The following is a 21956-nucleotide window of genomic DNA, read 5'->3' as shown; positions in this document are numbered from 1 at the left end:
TCAGCCCAGCTGCTCCTCCGGGCGCAGACCGACCTCCGGCAGCGTGTCGCCGGTGACCTTCGTGGGGTCGAAATCCGGTGCCAGCGCGGGAAACCGCGGCGGCCGCTTCGCCAGGAAACTGTCCATGCCCTCGCGGAAGTCCGGTCCCGACGCCGCCACGTCCATCGCCCGGTAGGCCGCGCCGAGCGCCTCGGCGAAGTCGTTCCGCAGGTCCGCGCGCAGCTGGTGGCGGATGAGCGCGAGCGAGACCGGCGAACAGTTCGCGGCGATGTCGGCGGCATAGGCCCTGGCGGCGGGTAGCAGGTCGCCGGGCTCGGTGACCCGGCTGACCATCCCCAGCTCGCGCGCCTCGTCCGCGTCGAAGACCCGCGCGGACAGCAGCAGGTCGGAGGCGCGCTCCAGGCCGACGAGCCGGGGGAGCAGCCACGTGATGCCGAACTCGCCCGCCAGTCCCCGGCGGGCGAACGCGGTGGTGAACCGGGCACCACGGGCGGCGAACCGCACGTCGCACAGCAGGGCCTGCACCAGCCCCATGCCGGCGCAAGCGCCGTTGATCGCGGCGATCAGCGGCTTCCGGAAGGCCCACGGCCGCACCGGCGAACGCCGCCCGGACACGTCCAGGCCCTGGCCGGCGAGCTTGTCCAGCCGTGCGCTGTCGACGCCGGGGCAGAACGCCTTACCGGCGCCGGTGAGCACCGCGGCGCGGACCCGCGGATCGGCGTCGGCTACTTCGAGGATCTCGAAGTAGCGCGCTTCCAGCTCCGGATTCCAGCCATTGCGCCGTTCCGGCCGGTTCAGGGTGATCACGGCGACGCCGTCGTCCCCGACCTCGCAGAGCACCGGGCTCACCGGCATCACCGCCAGCTCCATTCCGGTGTGCGCTTTTCCCGGTAGGACACGCGTGCCTCCTGGGCGTCGTCGAGCCGGCTGACCCGTGCGGTGTAATCCTGCTCCAGCCGGTAGCCCTCCTCCAGCGGAAGGTCCTCGACCCGGTTCATCGACTCCTTGGCCATCCGCAACGCGAGCGGGCTCTTCGTGGCCAGCTCCAGTGCGAGTTCCCTTGCCCTGGCAGCGAGTTCGGCCGGTGGCACGACATCGACCGAGGCACCGAGCCGGTGGATCTCGGCCGCCGGAACCCGCCGCCCGGTGTAGGCCATCTCGCGGGCCTTGAACGCGCCCACCAGCCGCTGCACGTGCCGGGCCCCGCCGAGTACACCGACGTTGATCTCCGGCAGCGACAGCCACGCGTTCTCGGACAACACGACCAGATCACAGCTGGCGATCAGCGCGGCGCCCGCGCCGACCGCCCCGCCGTTGACCGCGGCGATGACCGGCAGGCCGCCGTCGCGGATACCGCCGAAGCAGCCGCGCACCACGGCGCCGGGGTCGGCCAGGTCGGCGACCGTCTCCCCGGCGATCAGCTCGCGCCGCCGGTAGCGGCGCTCGGACTCGGAGATGTCCGCGCCGGCACAGAAAATCCGGTCCCCATCGGCGGTGAGTACCGCGACCACCGCCTCGGTCCCGGTCCCCAGTTCGGTGAACACCTGGCCGATCTCCCGCATCATCGGCGCGTTGAGCGCGTTGACCGGCGGCCGGTCCAGCGTCACCGTCGCGACCCCGTCGCTCACGTCGACCCGGACATATTCGCAGTCCTTCACGAACCCCTCCTCAAGACTGTTTCAACGCTCGGCGCTGTCCTCGCCAGGAACCGCGTCAGAACGGGCGGTTGACGTTGCCCTGGTCGACCGGCAGCACCACACCGGAGATCCAGCGGGCCTCCTCGGAAGCCAGGTACACCACCGCCGCGGAGATGTCGGCCGGGTCGAGCCACGGCCTGCCCATCGGCATCATGCGCCGGAACGCGTCGGCGCAGTCGTCGAGCGTGGGCGCGGGCAGGTCCGGGCGGAACAGTTTGAACTGCGGCTCGTTGGCGGTGACCATCGGCGTGTCGACGGTGCCGGGGGCGATGACGTTCACCCGGATCTGCCGGTGCGCGACCTCGTTGGCCAGCGACTTGGCGAGCCCGATGACGGCGTTCTTGGTGGCGACGTAGTCCGAGATGTTCGGCACGTTGTTCAGCGCCGCGCCGGAGCTGATCACGATCACCGAGCCGCCCTCCCGCCCGGCGAGGATGTGCGGAACGGACGCGGCCAGGGTGTGGAACACGCCGGTGAGGTTGGTGCCGATCACGTCGTCCCACTGCTCCGGCGGAATCTCCCAAAGCCGGTGCGGCGGCGGGGAAATCCCCGCGCTGGCGACGACGATGTCGAGCCGCCCCAGTTCGGCGACGCCTTCGGCCAGCAGGTCGACGACGGCCTGCCGGTCGCGGACGTCGCCCTTGCGGGCCACGATCCGGCGGCCGGTCTTCTCGACCAGGCGGACGGTCTCGGCGAGCTCTTCCTCCGTACCCAGGGGATAACCCATGCTCGCCACGGGTTCTGCGCGGTCGATGCCGATCACGTCGGCGCCTTCGCCGGCCAGCGCCAGCGCGTGCGAGCGGCCCTGGCCACGCGCGATCCCGGTCACGAAGGCGACTTTGCCTTCCAGCCGTCCTGCCATGCGTCCTCCTGACGCTCAGGGTGCGGAGACGTTCCGTTCGGTGCCTGCCCGGCGGGCGGGGCACCGAGTCCGATGTGGACGGCGAGTCGTTCCAGATGCTGCTGCGGGTCGCCCAGCAGCAGCCTGCTGGTGGTGGCTCGCTTGAGGTAGAGGTGGGCCGGGTGCTCCCAGGTGGCGCCCATCCCGCCGTGCACCTGGATGTTCTCGCCCGCGGCCAGCAGCGCCGCCTCGGCACACGTGGCCGCCGCGATGGCCGCCGCGGCCGGCAGTTCGGCCGGACGGTGGTCGGCCGCCCACAGGGCGTACATCATCGCCGAAGTCGCGGCCTCGACCTCGAGCAGAACGTTGGCCAGTTTGTGTTTGACCGCCTGGAACATCCCGATCGGGCGGCCGAACTGTTCGCGCTGCCTGGCGTACTCGCCCGCCATGTCGAGACAGTGTTGCGCGACCCCGGTCTGCTCGGCGGCGAGCAGGACGAGGCCGGCGTCGAGGGTGCGCCGGAGCGCCCCGCCGTCCGCACCCAGCAGTGTCGCCGGCACGGCGGTCAGTTCCAGGTCCGCGGCCGTCCGGGTGAGATCGACGGTGTCGATGGGGACTGTCCGGAGCCCGGGAGCGGCGGCGCCGACCAGGAACAGCGCGGGGCCCTGCTCGGTGACGGCCGAGACCACCAGCAAACCGGCGGTGTGCCCGTCGAGCACCCAGTTCTTGTGGCCGGTCAGGGACCAGCCGTCGTCGGTCCGGACCGCCCGCGTGGCCGGATTTTCCCAGCCGCGGCCGGGTTCGTGCGCGGCGAGGGTGCCGGTGACCGTGCCCGCGGCCAGCGCCGGCAGCTGGGTGGACGCGGCCTCCTTGTCACCGGATTCGAGGATCGCGCGGATGGCCAGGGAGGTCGACAGCAGCGGAGCGCACACCAGGCCCGCCCCGGCCTCGGTGAAGGCGATGCCGAGTTCGGTGAGCCCGAAACCGTGCCCGCCGTACTGTTCCGGGACCGCCAGCGCCGGCAGTCCGAGCTCGGCGCACAGCCGCCGCCAGATGCCGGGATCCCAGCCCGCGGCCGTCTCCGCGTCGGCGCGCACCCGGGCTTCGGGGGAGACCTCGCTGAGAAAACGGCGGACCGTGCGCTGGAGTTCGAGGTGTTCAGGGGTGAAACGGAACTCCACGCAGGCCTCCGGAACGTTCGTCACTGCAAGCTGTTGTAGCTAGATCGTATACCTTATTGTGCTATTAAGGAATCAACGGTGCGGAGGTGCCAGTGGACACGACCTACCCTGCGGGGGCGGAGGAATTCCGCGCCGAGGTGCGGGCGGTGCTCGCCGAGGAGCTGCCGCCGGGGTGGCGGGGGATCGGTGCCATCCCGGACGCGCGGGCCACCAAGGAGTTCGTCCGGAGCTGGCGGCGCACCCTCTACCGGCGGGGGCTGCTCGGGGTGGCCTGGCCGCAGCGGTACGGCGGCCGCGGCCTTTCGACCCTGCACCAGGTCGTGCTCGTGGAGGAACTGACGCTGGCCGGGCTGCCGTTCGGTGAGCAGCCGCAGGACTCCACCGGGCTGAAGATGCTCGGCAACACCCTGCTGCGCTGGGGAACCGAGGCGCAACAGGCCGAGTTCCTGCCCGGGCTGCTCTCCGGTGAGCAGCGCTGGTGCCAGGGCTTCTCCGAACCCGGCGCCGGATCCGACCTCGCCTCGGTGTCGACCCGGGCGCGTCTCGAGGGCGACGAATGGGTCGTCGACGGGCAGAAGATCTGGACTTCCGGTGCCGACACCTGCACCGGCATCTTCGTGCTCGCCCGCACCGATCCGGCGGCGCCGAAGCACCGGGGCCTGTCGTTCCTGCTGGTGCCGATGGACCAGCCCGGCGTCGAGGTGCGGCCCATCCGGCACATGGCGGGTGGCCGCGAGTTCTGCGAGGTCTTCTTCACCGGCGCCCGTACCCGTCGCGACCTGGTGGTGGGCGAACCCGGGCAGGGCTGGCAGGTGGCGAAGACGCTGCTGACGTTCGAACGCGGGGAGGAGGCGGCGACCAACCCGATCCTGTTCCGGGCCGAGCTGGACCGGCTGACCGAACTCGCGCGGCTGACCGGCCGGGCCGGCGATCCGGTGATGCGGCAACGGATCGCGTGGTGCTACGCGCGGGTCGAGGTCATGCGGTACCTCGGGTACCGGATCCTCACCGGCGTGCTGTCCGGCGAGGAGATCGGGCACGCGGCGTCGGTGTCCAAGTTGTACTGGAGCGAGTACCACCGGGTCGTCACGCAGCTGGCGCTGGACCTGCTGGGGCTCGACGGCCTCGCGCTCACCGGCAAGGCCCCGTCGAGGCATATGCGCGCCGACGACCCGGGCGCGGATCCGGCGTCATCGAACAGCTGGTGGCAGGTCTCGCTGAACGCCCGCGCCGGCACGATCTACGCGGGGACCTCGGAGGTGCAGCGGACCATCCTCGCGGAGCAGGTACTCGGCCTGCCCCGCGAGCCGAAGATCTGAGCGCTCAGGGGGTTTCGGGCGCTGGTGGCCGGTAGAAGGCCAGCAGCTGCCCGATCCCGGCGAGCAGTCCGCCGGCGATGGCGATGACGGCGCCCGGCACGCCGGAGAACACGCTGTCCAGGCCGGCCAGATGGTCCAGCGAGAACCGGCCCGCCCCGGTCGTCCCGACGGCCGCGCCGATCACGGCGAGGATGAAGTTGTACTCCCAGCCGGATTTCACGCTGAAGAACCCGTTGGCGCGGTGCACGGTGTACCCGGCCACCAGCATCAGCGCGACGAACCCCGCCCCGGCGAGCGAGGTGAGCAGGCCGAGCGCGAGCAGGAGCCCGGCGCCGGCCTCGGTCGTGGCGGCGGCCAGCGCGTGCAGCCTGCCGGGCCGCATGCCCATGCTGTCGAACCAGGCCCCGGTTCCGGCGATGCGGCCGCCGGAAAAGAACTTCTGGTACCCGTGCGCGGCCATGGTCAGGCCCGCGGCGACGCGGATCAGCAGCAGACCGGTGTCCACCGCGGTGCTCCCTGAGGTCATGACGGCGAAATCTAGTTGACAAAAGACAAAATCGTCAAACTGATTGTATGTCCACTGTGGACTCCTCGAACGGCGCGAACAGCAGTCCCGAGGAGCCACTGCGGTCGACGACCTCCGCGAGGTGGTCGAAATCGAAGACGCGCTCACCGCCGCGGATACGCACGGTCTCCTCGACGTACGGCTCGTGCCGGTCGTCGGCCAGCAGGGTGTCGTAGAGCCGGTAGAAGTAGTAGTCGTAGTCGCTGTAGGGCAGGTTGGCGCACAGCGTTTCGCCGACATCGCAGGCCAGGTCGGTCGCGTAGCGGATCATCAGGTGCAGGCACAACTGCTCGGTGAGTGAACCCGGGCGCGGCCGGTCGCCCCGCTCCAGCGCTTCGGTCAGGCCATCGAACGCGCGAGCCAGGTGGTGCCGGAACACCGGGCGCGGACTGGCCAGCATGGAGGTCCGCAGATCGCTGGCGAGGGTCAGCCCGGCCACCACGAGCATCGTGGCCGTGCGCGGCGTGAGATCCGGGACCCGGCAGCGCGGGCACGCGTCCTGCTCGCACAGGACACAGGCGGCGCAGTCCGAGGCGCAGTCGTGGCAGACCGGGCACGGCCCCGAAGAGCCGCACGCGGTGACGGGAAAACGCTCGACCCCGGCCGGGAGTTCGAGGGGCGGGCCTGGCTGCGGGCGAAGATCGAGATTCACGGCGGCCTCCGACGCTGGATTCCGGGTTCGTCGGTCGATCGTGCCCCGGTGCCGCCCGCGGTGCCGTCGGGATCGACACTTACGTACCTACGTAAGTAGTCGTCCCCCGCGGTGGGTTCCCATCAGACGGCTGTTCGCAGGGCCCTTGCCGAAGGACGAGCACGAGCCCACCGGGCGGGCCCGCCGGCCGCTCAGGACTGCTGGTCGAGCATCCAGCTGGCGATCTGCGCGCGCGAGGTGAACCCCAGCTTGTTCAGGATGTGCTCGACGTGCGTCTCGGCGGTGCGCTGGGCGATGACCAGCTTGCCGGCGATCTCCTTGTTCGTCAGCCCGCGCCGGACCAGACTCGCGACTTCCTGCTCCCGTGGCGTCAACGGAGTGCTTTTCGCCCGGGACGCCGCCGTGGGCGTGTCCTTCGCCTCGGCGAGGTCGAGGCCTTCCTCGGGATCGAGCGCGCAGCCCTGCCGCTGCGCGAGTTCGAACTGGCGGTCGCCCAGTTCGGCTCGCAACCGTGCTTCGACTTCGGCATGCGCCTGGCCCGTCCAGGGGATCGTGGTGACCGTGGCGCCCATCCTGGCCCAGCGCGCCTGTGCCACGCCGAAGATCTTCGCCGCCCGGCGCGGGTCGGAATCCGCCGTCGCGCACGCCAGCGTTTCCAGGCAGAGCGCCAGCCCGAGCTCGTCGGTGATCTCGCGCTTGACCCGGATCGCGTTCCGCAACAGGCGCAGCGCTTCCGCCACGTCCCCGCACTTCCAGTGCACCGCGCCCGCGTTCCAGGTCGCGTACGAGCGGAACCAGGTGTCGCCCACTTCCTCGGCCAGTTCGAGGCAGGCGGCGTACCGTGCCAGCGCCTGGCCGGGTTCGCCGGCGTAGCCATAGGCCATCTGCGCCATGATGAGCGTGCTGATCTCCTGGTAGCGGTCACCGGTCGCGCGGAACACCGCCAGCGCCTGCTCGGCGCGGGCGATGGCCCGCGGCAGATCCCCGGCGAACATCGCGTAGAACGCCGACACCTGGGTCATCAGTCCCCGGGTGTGCTCGTCGTCCAGACTGCCCGCGAGCCGGGTCCCCGCGATGACCAGCGGTTTCGCGGTCGCCAGATCGCCCTTCATCACGGCCAGCCACGCCGCGGTCCACAGCGCCCGTGCCTGCGACAGCGGCGCCACCGGGCCCGCGGTGAGCAGGCGTTCCAGCCAGTGCGTGCCCTCGTTCAGCGCGCCGAGCGCGATCCACGCGTCGCGCAGCCGGCCCGCGATTTCCAGGCCGGCCTCCGTTTCCGCGGGGTCGGTCAGGCAGAACTCCATCGCGGCGCGGAGGTTCGGATGTTCCACCGCGATGCGATACATCCACTGCCGCTGCTGGGTGCCGAACCACTCCGGCTCGGCACGGGTGATGAGCCGGCTGTAGAAATCGCGATGACGGCGCCGCGTACTCGTCCGGTCCGCGGCGTCCAGCCGTCCCGTGCCGTACCGGCGGATCACCTCGAGCATCCGGAACCGGGTCCGCCCGTCGTGTTCTTCGCGGGTCAGGATGGACTTTTCGACCAGCGCCGACAAAGTCCGCACCACGGGTTCCGCGTCCGCCCCGGTCTCGCACACCGCCTCGGCCGCATCGATCTCGAAGCCACCCGCGAACACCGACGCCTGCGTCCACAGCCGCCGCTCGGCCGGGGAGCACAGCTCGTAACTCCACTCGACGCACCCGCGCAAGGTCTGCTGCCGCTCGGGAGCGCCGCGCCTGCTGGGGCCGGCCGGTTCGAAATAGTCCGACAACCTTTCGAGCAGCTCGCCGGGCGAAAGTCCGCGCAGCCGCACCGCGGCCAGTTCCAGTGCCAGCGGGATGCCGTCGAGCCGGCGGCAGATCGCCGCCACGTCGTCCCGGTTGGCCTCGGTGACTTCGAACCGGGGATCGGCCGCGCGGGCACGCTCGGTGAAGAGGCTGATCGCGTCGTAGCCCGCCGGTCCGCCGGCCCCTTCGGCCGGCACCGTCAGCGGTGCGACCGGCAGGACTGTTTCTCCTTGGCAGCGAAGGGGTTCGCGGCTGGTGGCCAGTACCCGCAGGCGCGGGCACGCGCGCAGCAGGGTGCCGACCAGCAGGGCACAGGCGTCGAGCAGGTGCTCGCAGTTGTCCAGGACCAGGAGGAGCTCCCGGCCGGCGAGATGGCCGACCAGGGCCTCGGTCGCGGAGTCCTTGCCACGCGTGCGCAGGCCAAGGCTCTTGGTCATGATGTCCGCCAGCAGGGCCGGGTCGGTCAGGGTGGCCAGCTCGACGAGCCAGGCACCGTCGGAGAACGCGCGCTGGAGATCGTCGGCGGCGCGCAGGGCCAGCCGGGTCTTCCCGACCCCGCCGAACCCGGTCAGGGTGAGCAGCCTGCTGTCGGAGAGCAACCGCTTGATCTCGGTGCGTTCTCCCCGGCGCCCGACGAAGGTGGTGATCTCGACTGGCAGGTTCCCTGGGGAACGCCGTGGCGCCGGCGCAGGCATGGCGATCAGTCTAATCGACCCGGGGGCGCTGGGAACGGGCCCGATGATCCGGCGGGGAACGGCGCCGGTCGTCTGCCGTGCCGGACTGTCCTTTCCCGGCCGATGCGGTGACGATTCTGCTTTGACACCAAGGCCGGCGTGCCGGAATATCGTTGAAACAACTAGATGATTAGCCTGATCGAGTGATGGTCCGCCGGGCTTTCGGCGTCCGGGCTCCCGCTTCGTTGACGAGGTCCGCCCATCCGGCCTAACGTATCGATGAGTTTGTATTGATCGATGAATCGACGAGTGCGGATCCGCGACAAAGGAGTGGCCATGACCGCCCAGATCGAACGCCCGGCCGAGGCGAACACTCTGACGGAGCCCGAGGTACAGCGGTGTCTTCCCGATCCCGGGGTCGACACCTCGGGCGTGCCGTTCCGGATGGCCGACGGCGTGCACATTCCCGCCGAGCGCTACTACGACCAGGGGTTCGCCGACCTGGAGAACGAAAAAATGTGGCTGCGCACCTGGCAATGGGCCGCGCGGCTGGAGGACATCCCGCGGGTCGGCGACTACATCGAGTACAGCGTCGTCGGCGAGTCCGTCATGGTGGTCCGGGTCGGCGAGGACACGGTCAAGGTCTACCAGAACGTCTGCCCGCACCGGGCCACGCGGCTGGCGCAGGACTGTGGCTCGTTCGGCGGCGGTCAGATCGTCTGCCCGTTCCACGGCTGGCGCTGGAACCTCGACGGCTCGCAGTCGATGCTCTACGGACGCCGCGGGTTCGTCCCCGACTCGGTCGACCCGGCCAAGATGGCGCTGAAGGAGGTGCGCCACGAGGTCCGCTACGGCTTCATCTGGATCACGTTCGACGACGACGCCCCGTCCCTGGACGAGTTCTTCGGCGAGATGGACGAATACCTCGCGCCGGTGGCCATGGAGCGGATGCGGTTCCGCTGGTGGAAGTACACGGTGCTGCCGGCGAACTGGAAGGTCGCGCTCGAGGCCTTCATGGAGGCCTACCACGTCATGCAGGCACATCCCGAACTCGCGCTCGGCGCGACGGGGGAGGCCTACAACGCCGACGCGGTGCCGTATTTCCCGCGCGGGATGGGCCACGTGGACACCACCGCGCCGGCGCTGCCGGATTCGGCGTTCGTACTCACCGAGTCGCCGGTCGAGGGCATGGGTTTCGGCGAGTGGTTCCTGGCGCAGAACCAGATCCTGTTCGAGGGCACCGACGCGACGAACACCGTGCGGGACGAGCTGATCGCCGATCGCGTGCGGGGTAAGAACCTGCCCGACGAGGAACTGTTGCCGGCGTTCTTCCAGGAGTACTACGCCTACGCCCAGGACGCGGGGATCCCTTTGCCGCCACCGGATCCGAAGGCGTCGTCCTACGCGTTCCTGTTCCCGAACTTCGTGATGCTCGGGATGCCGGGGAACCTCCTGTACTACCGCGTCCGCCCGAACGGCACCGACCCGAACTCGTGCCTGTTCGAGGTGTTCGCGATGCAGGTCCCCATCGCCGGCGAGGAGCAGGCGCCCGCACGGCCGGAAGGGCCGATCGCGCCGGACGACTGGCCGTTCGTGCTCCGTCAGGACTTCGAGAACATCCAGCGCCAGCAGGAGGGTTACCGGAGCCGGGCGTTCCGCGAGGCGACGATGTCCCCGCGCTACGAGACGATGATCTACACCATGCACAACGAGATCGACAAATACATTGCGCGGTAACGGTTTCCGCCACCCGGCCGGCCGTGATCGGGGCGGCGCGGCCCGGGTGGAACCGGGCGGCCACCTCATCGAGGTGCGACCGGGGGAGTCGCTGATCCAGGCGGCCTGGCGCGAGGGCTACGAGTGGCCGACGCTCTGCTTCGGCATGGGCACCTGCACGGCCTGCCAGTGCGAGGTCCTCGACGGCCTGGACAACGTGTCGGACAAGACCGAGGCCGAGAACGCGATGCTCGGCGACCTCACCCGCCGGCGGCGGCGGATCGACCCCCGCCGCGTCCGGCTGGCGTGCCAGGTCCGGATCAGCGGCGACGTCGAGGTCCGCAAACCCGGGGTGCGGATCGCGGAAAACCAGACAGCAGAACGGAGCGGACAATGACCAGTGCCCCCGAGGCCACCGCGGTGGCCGGGGTGGACGGCGACGTGCTCGCCGGCATCTACACCACCGCGGTCAAGATCAAGCTGTACGACGAGAGGTACCGGGCGACCATGCGCGCCGGGAAGATCGGCGGGATGTACTACTCCCCGCGCGGGCAGGAGATCATCCCCTCGGCCATCAGCGCGGTGCTCGCGCCCGAGGACTACGTCCTGACCATCTACCGTGGCGTGCACGACCAGATCGCCAAAGGTGTCCCGTTGCGCACGCTGACCGCCGAGTTCTTCGGGCGCGCCACGGGAAGCTGCAAGGGCAAGGGCGGCCCGATGCACATCACCGACCCGTCCTCGGGGCTCATCGTCACCACCGGCGTCGTCGGCTCCGGCCTGCCCATCGGGGCGGGCGTCGCGCTCTCGGCCAAGTTGCGCGGCACCGGTCAGGTGACCGTGGTGAACTTCGGCGACGGTGCCTCCAACATCGGCGCGTTCCACGAGGCGCTCAACCTCGCGTCGGTGTGGAACCTGCCGGTTGTGTTCGTGTGCCAGAACAACCACTATGCCGAGTACACCACGCTGGCCGACGGCACCTCGGTCGAGCGGATCTCCGACCGCGGCGCCGCCTACTCGATGCGCTCGATCCACGTCGACGGCAACGACCCGGAGGCGATGTACGGCGCCGCCCGTACCGCGATCGACGCGGCGCGCGCCGGCGACGGGCCGACTCTCGTCGAGGCCATGACCTACCGGTTCTTCGGGCACGTCATGGGCGACGGCATGGAGTACATGCCGGAGGAGGAACTGCGCGCGGCGATGGAGGCCGATCCGGTGGTGCGGATGCGGGAGAACCTGATCGCGGCGGGACATCGGTCCGAGGCCGAGCTGACCCGCGTCGAGGACGGCCTGCGCGCCGAGATCGAGGACGCGTTCGAGTACGCGATGTCCCAGCCGATGGCCGAGCCCGAAGAACTCACGACCGACGTCTACGCCGAAGGTGCGACCCGATGACAGTGCAAAGCGACGTGCGCGACGACGTGCGGACCCCCGCCACCCGCGAGATTATGCTGATCCAGGCGATCAACGAGGCACTGGACATCGCGCTCGGCCTCGACGACACGGTGTTCCAGCTGGGCGAGGACATCCACGATCCCAAGGGCGGCGGGTTCGGCCTCCACAAGGGACTGTCCACGAAGTACGGTCTGGAGCGGGTGCGGCCGACGCCGATCTCGGAGCAGGCCATCATGGGCGCCGCGGTCGGCGCGGCGATCACCGGCATGCGCCCGGTCGCGGAGATCATGCTGATGAACTTCCTCTCCGTATGCGGGGACCAGCTGTTCAACCACGCCGCCAAGCTGCGGTACATGTCCGGTGGCCAGACCAACGTGCCGCTGACGGTCCGCACCGTCACCGGCGCTGGCGGCGGGTTCGGCGCGCAGCATTCGGACATGCTCGAAGGCCCGCTCGTGCACACGCCAGGGCTGAAGGTCGTCGTCCCGTCGACGCCCGCCGACGCGAAGGGCCTGCTGCTGTCGTCGATCTTCGACGACGACCCGGTCGTGTTCATCGAGATGCACCACCTGTACTTCGCGGCCAAGGGACCGGTGCCCGAGGGCGACCACCGGGTGCCACTCGGCCAGGCCCGCGTCGCCCGCCCCGGTTCCGACGTCACGCTCATCAGCTGGGGCAAGCAGGTGCACGACTGTCTCGCGGTGGCGGAAACCCTGGCCGCGGACGGGATCGACGCCGAGGTCCTCGACGTCCGCTCGCTCGTCCCGCTGGACCTCGACGCCATCCTGGGCTCCGTCGCCCGCACCGGGCGCGCTGTCATCGTGCACGAAGCCGTGCGCCGCAACGGTTTCGGCGCCGAGCTGGCCGCGACCATCAGCGAGGAGCTGTTCGGTCAGCTGCACGGCCCGGTGCGCCGGGTGGCGGCCGCGAACACGCCGGTTCCGTACGCGTCCTCGCTGGAAGCGGCGTACCTGCCCTCGCGGCCCGGGATCGAAAAGGCCGTCCGCGGCCTCTTCGGCTGACCTGTCACCATTACTCCGGAAGAGGGGCGCGAATGGCGTTCGAGCTGAGCATTCCGCAGCTGGGTGTTTCGATGACCGAGGGCGAACTCGTCGAATGGCTGGTCGCGGACGGGGGCAGTGTCCGCGCCGGCGACCCGGTCTACCTGCTGGCGACGGACAAGACCGAGACCGAGATCGAGGCCCCGGTCGACGGCGTGCTGCGGATCAAGGCGGAACCCGGTGCGACCTACGGGGTCGGCACCGTGGTCGGCGAACTCGGCTGAGCTGTCCGTCGCCCGCGCCGGGTGATACAAACTGGGGGAGAGCCGCCGGCGCGGGCGACGGGCACCTTTTTCCGGTGGCAGGTGAGGAGTGCGGCCATGACCGATCTCGATCCTCAGGTCACCGAAGCGTTCAAAGCGCTCAGCGACCCGGTCCGCTGGAGCATCGTGCGGGAGCTGGCCAAGAGGGATGAGCTGGGTTTCAAGACCCTGGAGGAGCTGCTGCCGCTGTCGAAGTCCGCGGTGTCCTATCACGCGCGCATCCTCACCCAGGCCGGTCTGCTGACCGTGCGCAAGCAGGGGCGTAACTACTTTTACGCGCTGCGCAAGGAGCTGGTGCGTGAACTGGTCGGGCAGCTGCACGCACTGGCGCCCGCGGATCGTCGCGGACGACCGGCGCCGCTGAAGGGTTTGCGGCCGGCCCGCTGACGCCGGTTTTCCCGGGTCGGACTTTCAGGCCGTGGTCTGTTCGTCCACTCCGGACCCCTTCAGCAGGCCCGCTTCGAGGAATTCCGCAACGTGGGCCACCGCTTCCGGACGGATGCGGTGGAAGTGCTGGCGGCCTTCCTTGCGCTGCTCGATCAGCCCGGCTTCGCGGAGCACGGCGAGGTGGTAGGAGAGCGTCGGCTGTCCCACCGAGACCACGTCGGCGAACTCGCTCGCGCCCACCTCACCCGGCGTGGCGGCGAGATGCCGCAGAATGACCCACCGGACCGGATCGCCGAGGGCGCGGAAGGACTGCGCCTCCTCGTCGTTCATGGGCTCCGCTCCGGTGTGGTCCTCATCAGGTGAATCGAAGCATAACAGCCTGGTGGCCTGCTCCGATGTGATGCGGACCGGCGGGGGCGGGCCGGATGCCCGCCCCCGCGGGAACTCAGGCGGCCGCCCCCGTGGAGCCGCGGCTCGCCGCGTGCGCGCCGGCCCGGCGCCCGGAGAAGATGCAGTCCGCCAGGGAGAGCCCGCTGATGTAGCTGTTCGAGCAGATCCCGACCGCGTTGCGGCCTGCCGCGTAGAGCCCGGACACGGCGCTGTCCTGGGCGGTGAGCACCTCGCCGGTCTCCTCGTCGACCCGGAGGCCGCCGAGGGTCAGTCCTGGCGCCGGGAAGGCCGGGGAGTTCTTGATCGAGATGTCGACGGCGTAGAACGGGCCTTCGGTCACCGGTGAGCACAGGTCCGGGGCCTTGTGGGCCGGATCGCCCGCACCCGAGGTGATCCCGGTGTTGTAGGCCGACACGGTTTCGGCCAGCGCCGCGGCGGGGACGCCGATCTTCTTCGCCAGTGCCTCGACGCTGGGTGCCTTGACATGCCCCGCGGTGAACACATAAGCGGCCATCGCCAGCTGGAACGGCTGGGTCTGCGTGCGCACCTGCCGGCGTGCCTTCTTCCACTGGCGGGCGTCGAGCACCAGGAAACCACGGCCTTCGTGCTCGTGGATCATGACGTCGGAATGGGTTGCGCCGTAAAGGTCCTCGTTGGCGATCCGGGTCCCTCGCGGCCCGACCGTCACACCTTCCAGGAACGCGCTCGGCGGAGACAGGAACCGCCACGCCGTCATCCGCTCCAGCAGATCCGTGCTGCCACCGGCGGAAACGCCGAGCCGGATACCGGTGCCGTCGTCACCCACCGTGCCCAGCGGCGAAATATCCGCGTACCCGCCCGCGTACTGCGCCTTCATCTCCGGATTGAAGACGAACCCGCCCGCGGCCAGGATGACGGCCTTCGCGCGCACCTCGTTTTCGGTGATGTTCGCCTGCCACAACGCTTCCGCACGTCCGGTGAAGTACGCGCCTGCCGGGGGCACCCAGTTCGACAGTTTGACACCGAGCCGGGCCAGCTTGCGGTGCCGCGGGCCCGCCTCGCTTTCGTGGTCCATCGCCCGGAACCGCACCCCGGCGACGGCGCCGTCCTCGATGATCAGCTCGTGTACCCGGCTCAGCGGGCGGAAAGCCACCCCCTTCGCCATCGCCGAGCGGCGCAGTACTTCGAAGAAGGCGTGCCCGGAACCCATGCCCTTGGCGACCTGACGGTGGCCGCGCGCCGCCGGTTTCGCACTGAGCGCGTACGGCCAGGCCTTTTCGTTGCCGGAAAAGTAAAGATAGTGCGCGTCCGTCGGATAGGACGTCTTGTACGGGCACAGGGTGCCGCGGTACTCGACTCCCTGCCGCTCCAGCCACTCGATCATCTCGGGGCTGGTTTCGCAGAAACGGCGCAGCGTTTTCTCCGAGACGACGCCTTTGGTCTCCAGGCGCAGATACTCGAACATGTTGTCCGGGCTGTCGTCGAGCCCGGCCGCCCGCTGATGCCGCGTGCCGCCGCCGGCGTACACCACCCCGCCCGACAGATCACTGGCGCCGCCGCCGTAACCGCGGTCGAGCACGAGTACCCGGGCGCCATCTTCAGCGGCTTGGATGGCCGCGGCCGCGCCGGCCGCACCGTATCCCACCACTACCACGTCGTAGTCAGGTTGAGAATCCACGGCAATGCTCCTGTGCATCGTGTTGGGAAAGCCCTTCGGCTTGATAAAGTCACACTATGACACAAATGGATCCGGGGCCAGCGGGGGATTCTCCGGGCCGGGGCCGGCCGCCGAAGGTCACGCGCGAAGAGCTGGAGCGCGTCGCCCTGACGTTGTGGGACGAAAGGGGATACGACGCGGTGCCACTCGCCGAGGTGGCGGCCGCCGCGGGTGTCACGTCCCGGACCATCTTCCGGTATTTCCCCTCGAAGAGCGAGATCGTCTGGGGCGGGTTCGTCACCGACATCAACCGGATGCGGGATTACCTCGAAGCCTCGCCGCCGGAGGAAAGCCTGCTGAGCCGGATCCGGATCGCCGTCACGCAGCTGCTCGCCTCGGCCGAGGACAAGCCGATCGACCGGCTCCGGCTGCGGGTCATCAGCCGCACCCCGGAACTCCAGCACAGTATGCCCGAGCCGTTCCAGGTGTGGCACACGATCGTCCGCGACTGGCTCGCCGGCCGGCTCGGGGCCAAACCCGACGATCTCGCGCCGCTCGTGATCGCGTCGGGCACGCAGGCCACGATCCTGCGGGCGCTGCTGTGGTCGAGCACGCAGGGCTCGGTCGAGCCGCACGACGCGGTCGACGAAGCCCTGCGCGAGCTGGAGAACGCGGCTTCGGCAGGCTGACTTCCGTATTTTGACACAGGCTGCTATAAATAGGTCCGCGCAGGTCAGAGCATTTTCGGTGCGCTCAGCAAGGAGGCTGGACCATGGCGCTGACGGATCGTGCGGATGTGCTGGTGGTCGGTTTCGGGCTGGCCGGAGCCGCCGCGGCGATCGGAGCCGCGGAAGCCGGAGCCGACGTGCTCGTCCTGGACAAGCTCCCCCTCGAACCTCCCCGGGCCGTGCGGCCGGGGCATCGCGAAGCGGCCCGCCCGGATCGTGGTGAAACCGCGCCGGACACCTTGCCGGAAGAGATCGCGTGGTGGTCGTCGCGGCGCCCGGCCCGGCGCCGCCGGGGTTCCGGTGCCGGCCTGCGGGGCCTGCTGCGGGACCTCGCTGTCGAGCGCGGAGTCCGGGTCCGTCCACAAGCGACAGTGCATGAGCTTCTGGTGGAGGGCCGCCGGGTCGTCGGCGCCGGATACAGCGCGATCGGGCCGGACACCGCGGAAGCCGCGTGGCATCGCCGCCTGTACCGGATGAGCTTGCACGCGCGGGGTAGTTCCGCGATCGTCCGGGAGGTTTTCACCGAGGCCGCGGAGCGGTTGTGGGAAGAGTCCTTCGTGCTCGGCACAGTCGAATGCGCCGCCGTCGTGGTGGCGACGCCGCCGTCCGGCTGGGAGTTCGCCGACTCCTCGCTCACCCCGGCGCTGGCGGCCGAAGGGCACGCGGGATCAGCGTCCATCCCGATGTCGCCAGGTGCCCGGACGCATCCGACGGCTGTGCCGGCATTGCGCGTGGATGCCGCGACCGGCGCCGTGTTCAGTGCCGGCGGCTGGCCGGTTCCCGGCCTGTTCTCCGCGACGGCCGGTGTCACCGACCGCTGTTTCACCGAAGCCGAAGTCGTCGCCGCCGGCCGCCGCGCGGGCCGAGGCTGCCTTTCGGAGCAGGTCCGTTAGGAACGGCCTGCCGGGCCGCCGGTTGACCACTCCGTCAAAGTGGTCGGGGTTCTCGCTTCCCTTTTGCCCGGGTCCTTAGTAGGGTGCTCGCGCCAAGCGTGATTTGACGAATTTGTCAAGCCAGCCGAGAAGGGATACCGATGGCGTCATACGACTACATCGTCGTGGGGGGCGGTACGTCTGGTTGTGTCCTCGCCGGCGAGCTGAGCAAGGATCCGGGCGCGCGGGTGCTGCTGCTGGAGGCGGGCAAGCGCGACCGCAGCCCGATCTTCCACATCCCCAAGGGGTTCGCGTTCACCATCGAGAACCCCAAGCACTCCTTCGTCTACGAGACCGAGCCGTTCGGGCCGCTGGGCCAGACGGAGAAGTGGTCGCGGGGCCGCGTTCTCGGCGGTTCGAGCGCGATCAACGGGATGGTTTACAACCGGGGCGCGCAGGCCGACTGGGACTCCCTTGTGGAGCGGGGAAATCCCGGCTGGGGCTGGGACGATATCCTGCCCGTGTACAAGGAGATCGAGGATCACCAGCTCGGTGCGTCCGACCTGCGCGGGGCCGGTGGCCCGTTGCACATCAGCGTCCAGCAGAGCGGCGAGCCCGTCGACGAGGCCATGCTCGATGCCGCGGGCAACATCGGGCTCAAGCGGGTGGATGATCTGAACTCTTCCGACGAGGAGCGGGTCGGCTACGCGGCGGCGAACATCAAGGACGGCCTGCGGCAGAGCGCGGGCAAGGTTTTCCTGAAGCCCGCGGAAAAGCGCCCGAACCTGACCGTGCGCACCGGTGCGCAGGTCACTCGCGTGATCATCGAGAACGACCGGGCGGTCGGCGTCGCGATCGGGACCGAGGAGATCCGGGCGGGCAAGGAAGTCATCCTGTCGCTCGGCAACATGGAGACGCCCAAGCTGCTCGAGCTGTCCGGCATCGGGGGTAGCGAGGTGCTGAAGGCGGCCGGGATCGACGTCGTCCTCGATCGCCCGATGGTCGGCGAGGAGATGGTCGAGCACCGGTACGTCACGCTGCAGCTCCGGCTCAACGATCCGAAGCTGGGCTACAACGCCCGGTTGAGCAGCAACCTGGGGCAGGCGGCCTCGGGCCTGAAGTACCTGTTCACCCGCCGTGGCCCGGTCGCTTCGGCCGCCTATGACCTGGTCGGTTTCCTCAAGACCGATCCGGCCCTGCCGCGGGTCGACGCGCAGATCCTGATGACCCCGTTCACCCAGGGCATCAAGCCGCTGGACCTGACGCTGGAGAACAGGCCCGGGGCGTCGATCATCGGCTACCCGCTGCGGCCGACCAGCCTCGGCCGGCTGCACGTGGCGTCCGCTGATCCGGCCGCGCATCCGAAGATCACCACCAACTACACCTTCGACGACACGGACCGCAAGAAGTTCGTGGACCTGTTCCGGCGGATGCGGGACATCGCCGCCCAGCACCCGTTCGCCGGCCTGATCAAGGCCGAGACCGAACCGGGCTGGGCCGTCCAGGACGAGGAATCGATCGTCAACCACGTGCTGCTCAACGGCGGAACCAGCTTCCACGCCTCCGGCGCTTGCAAGATGGGACCCGGCGAGGACGCGGTCACCGATCCCCGGCTGCGCGTGCGGGGGATCGACGGGCTGCGCATCATGGACGCGTCGGTGCTGCCGGTCATGGTCGCCGGCAACCTCAACGCACCCCTGATGGCCATGGCCACGAAGGCCGCGCGCATGATCCTCGCGGATGCCTGAGGACGGCCGCTGACCGGCCGTCCTGTCATGAGCGGCCGGGCGTTTCCAGGCTCGCGGTGTACCAGGCGTAGGCGTCGAGCGCCTGCTCGGCCAGCTCGACGTCGACGGTGCCGTCCGGGTGGGTGCGGAAGATCAGGAAGTAGTCGGCCCCGCGGGCGAGCACGGCGCCGATCCCGTGCCGGCCGGATGACGCGAGCTGTGCCTCCGCCGCGACGACCGCGCGCAACAGCAGCCGGCGGGCGTCCTGCACGGCGGAGTCCTCGTCGGGATACCCGTCGTACACCGCGATGGTGCGGGCGATTTCCCCGACCCCGACAAGGTTTTCGACCGGCAGCTCGTCGTGACCGCCGTCGGGCTGGAGTCCGGCGGCGGTGCGCAGCTGCCGGGCGGTGTGCGTGAAATGCCGGACGATCACCAGCAGCCCGGCCGAAGTCCGGACCGCGCCCGTGGCGAGCCCGTTCGCTTCGTAGGACTCGACTTCCTCGATGCCTTCCGCTTCCCAGTCGTCGTCCCGGTCGAACAGACGGGAGACGCGGCGGGCGGCGTCACCGGTGAGCTGATGGCCCCGGGGCTCGAGGACCGAGGCCAGTGCCGCGAAATCCGGCGGGCAAGTCCTGAAACAGGGCACGGGCGACTCCATCGGGCTCGTGACGCGGTGGCCTGACGAGTATGTCAAGCCGGCATTCGCCCGGCAAGAATCTCTCCGTGCCCGAGCGCGCTCGCGTCACGCCCGCAGGGTGCTGACGATCATCGTGGCGACGGTGGTGAGCACGTCTTCGTGATCCAGGCCCAGCCGCTCGACCTTGCAGCGGTACCACGCCCGGTCGAGCATCGCCTGCACCGCCAGCCCGAGCGCTTCGGGCGCGTCCACCGGGTGCTCCTGGCGACTGCGCAGGCTGACGCCGAGCTGCCAGCACACCCGCATCTGCATCCGGCTGCTCGCCGCCCGCACGTCCTCCTCGGCCGGCGCCGTCTGCGCGGACAGGATGAACGCGCCGTGCCTGTCGAGGAAGGCGAAGTAGCGCCGCACCCAGGCGAGGACGTCGTCGCGCGTGCACGGTCGGGGCAGGTCGTCCCACTCGCCGGTCACCTCGAGGACCTCGCGGTAGGTGGTCTCGCCGAGTGCGTTGAAGATCTCGCGCTTGTCCTTGAAGTAGGTGTAGAAACCCGCGCGGGAGATACCGCAGGCGTCGGTGATGTTGGTGATCCGCGTGCCGTCGTAACCGCGCTCGAGGAACAGCTGTTTCGAGGCCTCCAGGATCGCGGCACGCGTCCGCGCCGCCCGCGCGCCGAGTTCGCTGTCACCCCTGGGCTCGGGTCGCGCGGTCACCGCTGGCTTGTTGATCGTCCGCTCCCAGGTGTACTCAGCGGGCCGCCTCCCCGCCGGAGATGACAGTTTCGACAAGGTGCGTTTTCCTTGTTCACCTGCACATTATGACGGCCTGGGAGAGCACTGTCCAAAGTAGTTGACGATTATGTCACATCGGGTGCAGGGCTACCCGCGCCGGCTTCGGCCCAGTTCAGTTAGATAAATAAGCTCAACTGGTCGGCAACGAATCCGTGTCCGAGCGACTGCTCTGTGTCGATCTTGACTATCGTGTCACCTTTTCTTATCTTCCAAGTCTGCTCGAAAACAGCTGTACCTGCCGTCAAAGACGTCGGAGGTAACCGAGTGAGCGTCAGTCACACCGAGAAATCTGACACCGTATGTAGATCTGGACCCATGCTGCCGGAGAAGGCAGGTGGGACGGTTCTCGTCTGCGGGGAGTCGCCGGGTGACACCCCGGCGCTCGCCGCCGTGCTCGCCGCGGGCGGGTGGGAGAGCCTGATCGCTCCGACGCTCGAACGCGCGAAATGGCTCGCCTCGGTGCGGAACTTCCGGCTGATCGTGGTGACGGGGGAGTCGCGTGGCTGGCTCGCCAGGGCGCTCGGCGTGATCCGGCCGGCGACCCCGTCCCCGGTACTCGTGCTCTCCGGGCACGCCGACGCCCAGTCCAGGCTGCTGGACCTGGGCGCGGACATGGTGCTGAGCCCGCTGACCGAAGACGGGCTGCTCTGCGCCGCGGTGCGGGCGCTCATCCGCCGCGCGCCGGCCCGTGGCCCGACGTTGCGCTACCTGGAGGCCGCCGGGCTGCGGCTGGACCTGTGGGCGCGCAGCGTGCACGTCGACGGTAAACCGGTCGAGCTCTCGCCGACGGAGTTCGACGTGCTGCACTACCTCATGGCGCAGGCCCCGCTCGTCGTCCGGCACTACGCGATCATCAAGGCGGTGTGGAGCTGGAAGTACGCCGACGAACGCAACGCGTTGCGGATCCAGGTCAACCGGCTGCGGCGCAAGCTCGGCGATCCCGCGGACGAGCCGCGGTTCATCCGGTCGCAGCGAGGCACCGGTTACTCCTTCGTCCAGCCGGTCTCGGAGTTCGCCGACGACCGGTCCGCGGGCCGGGGCGACGAGGGCACGGACGTGCTGCTGGACGGGCACCTTTCCCGGCTGCGCCGGGAACTGCTGGCGGCGGGTGACCGAGACCGCGCCTGCGCGATACTGGTGGACCTCGTCGTCGGGGAGGGGCTCTGCGACGGCGCTGCGGTGTTGTCCCGCTGGCCGCGGGACGACCGGCTGCACCTGGTCGCCCAGGCCGGGATGTCGCGGGAGTGGCAGGCGGCGGTGGCGGGCGGAATTCCGCCGGTGCCGGGGTTCCTGTCCACCGACACGCTGCGGACCCAGCAGACCCGCGCCTGCGTCGACATCGGCAAGAGCGCACACCGCTACGACAACACCGCGCGGCTGATGCGCCTGGCCGGGCTGCCGGTCGTGCTCGGAGTCCCGCTGGTCGGCCAGGCCGGGGCGTGGGGCCAGTTCGGCTGCGGCCGCCGCGCGGACAGCGCTTTCACCCCCGCGCACTGCCTGCTGCTGGAGGCGGCGGGATACCTGCTGGGCACGCTCTACCCCAGCGCCACCGGACTGGCCTCCGCGGGCTGATCCGCTTCGACACCCACCTGAAACGTTCGGCGATCTAGGCTCGGAGACATGGCCCGAAAG

The 21956-nt window shown here is 69.7% G+C and carries 22 protein-coding genes; 11 read left to right on the top strand and 11 right to left on the bottom strand.

Features of this window, described 5'->3' with window-relative positions; all coding sequences use genetic code 11:
* From VHD82_RS02800 to VHD82_RS02785, 4 genes are read right to left on the bottom strand one after another with little or no spacing between them, the layout of a single operon-like run.
* Positions 1–855: an enoyl-CoA hydratase-related protein gene (locus VHD82_RS02800; RefSeq protein WP_325696891.1), complete on the bottom strand. Its 855-nt coding sequence runs from the start codon at positions 853–855 to the stop codon at positions 1–3.
* On the bottom strand, positions 855–1658 hold the full coding sequence (locus tag VHD82_RS02795; protein ID WP_325696621.1) for an enoyl-CoA hydratase-related protein: 804 nt from the start codon (positions 1656–1658) through the stop codon (positions 855–857). The genes VHD82_RS02800 and VHD82_RS02795 overlap by 1 nt, the downstream gene beginning before the upstream one ends.
* Positions 1659–1713: 55 nt before the next feature.
* A complete protein-coding gene (locus tag VHD82_RS02790; protein ID WP_325696619.1) occupies positions 1714–2559 on the bottom strand; it encodes a mycofactocin-coupled SDR family oxidoreductase in 846 nt (281 codons plus the stop codon).
* A complete protein-coding gene (locus tag VHD82_RS02785) occupies positions 2523–3743 on the bottom strand; it encodes an acyl-CoA dehydrogenase family protein (protein WP_325696617.1) in 1221 nt (406 codons plus the stop codon). Before VHD82_RS02785 ends, VHD82_RS02790 begins: the two co-directional genes overlap by 37 nt.
* A gap of 68 nt (positions 3744–3811) precedes the next feature.
* On the opposite strand from VHD82_RS02785, the gene VHD82_RS02780 reads away from it, so the two are divergent.
* On the top strand, positions 3812–5038 hold the full coding sequence (locus VHD82_RS02780; protein WP_325696615.1) for an acyl-CoA dehydrogenase family protein: 1227 nt from the start codon (positions 3812–3814) through the stop codon (positions 5036–5038).
* A 4-nt stretch (positions 5039–5042) separates the two neighbouring features.
* On the opposite strand, the gene VHD82_RS02775 is transcribed toward VHD82_RS02780, so the two are convergent.
* The 3 genes from VHD82_RS02775 to VHD82_RS02765 all read right to left on the bottom strand — a co-directional run bounded on the left by VHD82_RS02775 (position 5043) and on the right by VHD82_RS02765 (position 8738).
* Positions 5043–5564 (bottom strand): DoxX family protein, encoded by a 522-nt coding sequence (locus VHD82_RS02775; protein ID WP_325696613.1) that lies wholly within the window; start codon positions 5562–5564, stop codon positions 5043–5045.
* Positions 5565–5598: 34 nt separating this feature from the next.
* Complete coding sequence (locus tag VHD82_RS02770) at positions 5599–6255, bottom strand: hypothetical protein (protein ID WP_325696611.1); 657 nt, start codon at positions 6253–6255, stop codon at positions 5599–5601.
* A 191-nt stretch (positions 6256–6446) separates the two neighbouring features.
* A complete protein-coding gene (locus VHD82_RS02765) occupies positions 6447–8738 on the bottom strand; it encodes a LuxR C-terminal-related transcriptional regulator (protein WP_325696609.1) in 2292 nt (763 codons plus the stop codon).
* A gap of 315 nt (positions 8739–9053) precedes the next feature.
* Between VHD82_RS02765 and VHD82_RS02760 the strand changes: the two genes are divergently transcribed.
* The 6 genes from VHD82_RS02760 to VHD82_RS02735 all read left to right on the top strand — a co-directional run bounded on the left by VHD82_RS02760 (position 9054) and on the right by VHD82_RS02735 (position 13542).
* Entirely contained in the window at positions 9054–10454 is a 1401-nt protein-coding gene (locus tag VHD82_RS02760) for an aromatic ring-hydroxylating oxygenase subunit alpha (RefSeq protein WP_325696607.1), read from the top strand.
* Between the two features lie 46 nt (positions 10455–10500).
* The gene (locus VHD82_RS02755; protein ID WP_325696605.1) at positions 10501–10830 is read left to right on the top strand and encodes a 2Fe-2S iron-sulfur cluster-binding protein; all 330 of its coding nucleotides are present in this window, start codon (positions 10501–10503) and stop codon (positions 10828–10830) included.
* Entirely contained in the window at positions 10827–11831 is a 1005-nt protein-coding gene (locus VHD82_RS02750) for a thiamine pyrophosphate-dependent dehydrogenase E1 component subunit alpha (protein WP_325696603.1), read from the top strand. Before VHD82_RS02755 ends, VHD82_RS02750 begins: the two co-directional genes overlap by 4 nt.
* A complete protein-coding gene (locus VHD82_RS02745; RefSeq protein ID WP_325696601.1) occupies positions 11828–12853 on the top strand; it encodes an alpha-ketoacid dehydrogenase subunit beta in 1026 nt (341 codons plus the stop codon). The genes VHD82_RS02750 and VHD82_RS02745 overlap by 4 nt, the downstream gene beginning before the upstream one ends.
* A 32-nt stretch (positions 12854–12885) precedes the next feature.
* Positions 12886–13116, top strand: a complete 231-nt coding sequence (locus VHD82_RS02740) for a lipoyl domain-containing protein (protein WP_325696599.1) — start codon at positions 12886–12888, stop codon at positions 13114–13116.
* A 96-nt stretch (positions 13117–13212) separates the two neighbouring features.
* Positions 13213–13542: a metalloregulator ArsR/SmtB family transcription factor gene (locus tag VHD82_RS02735; protein ID WP_325696597.1), complete on the top strand. Its 330-nt coding sequence runs from the start codon at positions 13213–13215 to the stop codon at positions 13540–13542.
* A gap of 24 nt (positions 13543–13566) precedes the next feature.
* On the opposite strand, the gene VHD82_RS02730 is transcribed toward VHD82_RS02735, so the two are convergent.
* Complete coding sequence (locus tag VHD82_RS02730) at positions 13567–13872, bottom strand: metalloregulator ArsR/SmtB family transcription factor (protein ID WP_325696595.1); 306 nt, start codon at positions 13870–13872, stop codon at positions 13567–13569.
* Positions 13873–13987: 115 nt separating this feature from the next.
* On the bottom strand, positions 13988–15607 hold the full coding sequence (locus VHD82_RS02725; RefSeq protein WP_325696593.1) for an FAD-binding protein: 1620 nt from the start codon (positions 15605–15607) through the stop codon (positions 13988–13990).
* Between the two features lie 38 nt (positions 15608–15645).
* On the opposite strand from VHD82_RS02725, the gene VHD82_RS02720 reads away from it, so the two are divergent.
* The 3 genes from VHD82_RS02720 to VHD82_RS02710 all read left to right on the top strand — a co-directional run bounded on the left by VHD82_RS02720 (position 15646) and on the right by VHD82_RS02710 (position 18916).
* The gene (locus VHD82_RS02720; protein WP_325696591.1) at positions 15646–16257 is read left to right on the top strand and encodes a TetR family transcriptional regulator; all 612 of its coding nucleotides are present in this window, start codon (positions 15646–15648) and stop codon (positions 16255–16257) included.
* An 83-nt stretch (positions 16258–16340) separates the two neighbouring features.
* Entirely contained in the window at positions 16341–17189 is an 849-nt protein-coding gene (locus tag VHD82_RS02715) for an FAD-binding protein (protein ID WP_325696589.1), read from the top strand.
* Positions 17190–17329: 140 nt separating this feature from the next.
* Positions 17330–18916, top strand: a complete 1587-nt coding sequence (locus VHD82_RS02710; protein WP_325696587.1) for a GMC family oxidoreductase — start codon at positions 17330–17332, stop codon at positions 18914–18916.
* A 25-nt stretch (positions 18917–18941) separates the two neighbouring features.
* On the opposite strand, the gene VHD82_RS02705 is transcribed toward VHD82_RS02710, so the two are convergent.
* Both VHD82_RS02705 and VHD82_RS02700 read right to left on the bottom strand, forming a co-directional pair.
* Entirely contained in the window at positions 18942–19544 is a 603-nt protein-coding gene (locus VHD82_RS02705) for a hypothetical protein (protein ID WP_325696585.1), read from the bottom strand.
* Positions 19545–19640: 96 nt separating this feature from the next.
* Positions 19641–20246, bottom strand: a complete 606-nt coding sequence (locus tag VHD82_RS02700; RefSeq protein WP_325696583.1) for a TetR/AcrR family transcriptional regulator — start codon at positions 20244–20246, stop codon at positions 19641–19643.
* Between the two features lie 393 nt (positions 20247–20639).
* Here VHD82_RS02700 and VHD82_RS02695 point away from each other — a divergent pair, with 393 nt between their 5' ends.
* Positions 20640–21896, top strand: coding sequence for a response regulator transcription factor (locus VHD82_RS02695; RefSeq protein ID WP_325696581.1), 1257 nt, complete (start codon positions 20640–20642; stop codon positions 21894–21896).
* The last annotated feature ends 60 nt before the right edge of the window (positions 21897–21956 follow it).

Origin of the sequence: Amycolatopsis sp., from assembly GCF_035546795.1 — a bacterium.
Lineage (GTDB): Bacteria > Actinomycetota > Actinomycetes > Mycobacteriales > Pseudonocardiaceae > Amycolatopsis_E.
The sequence above is the reverse complement of the archived record's forward strand: the minus strand, read 5'-3'. Positions and strand labels throughout refer to the sequence as shown.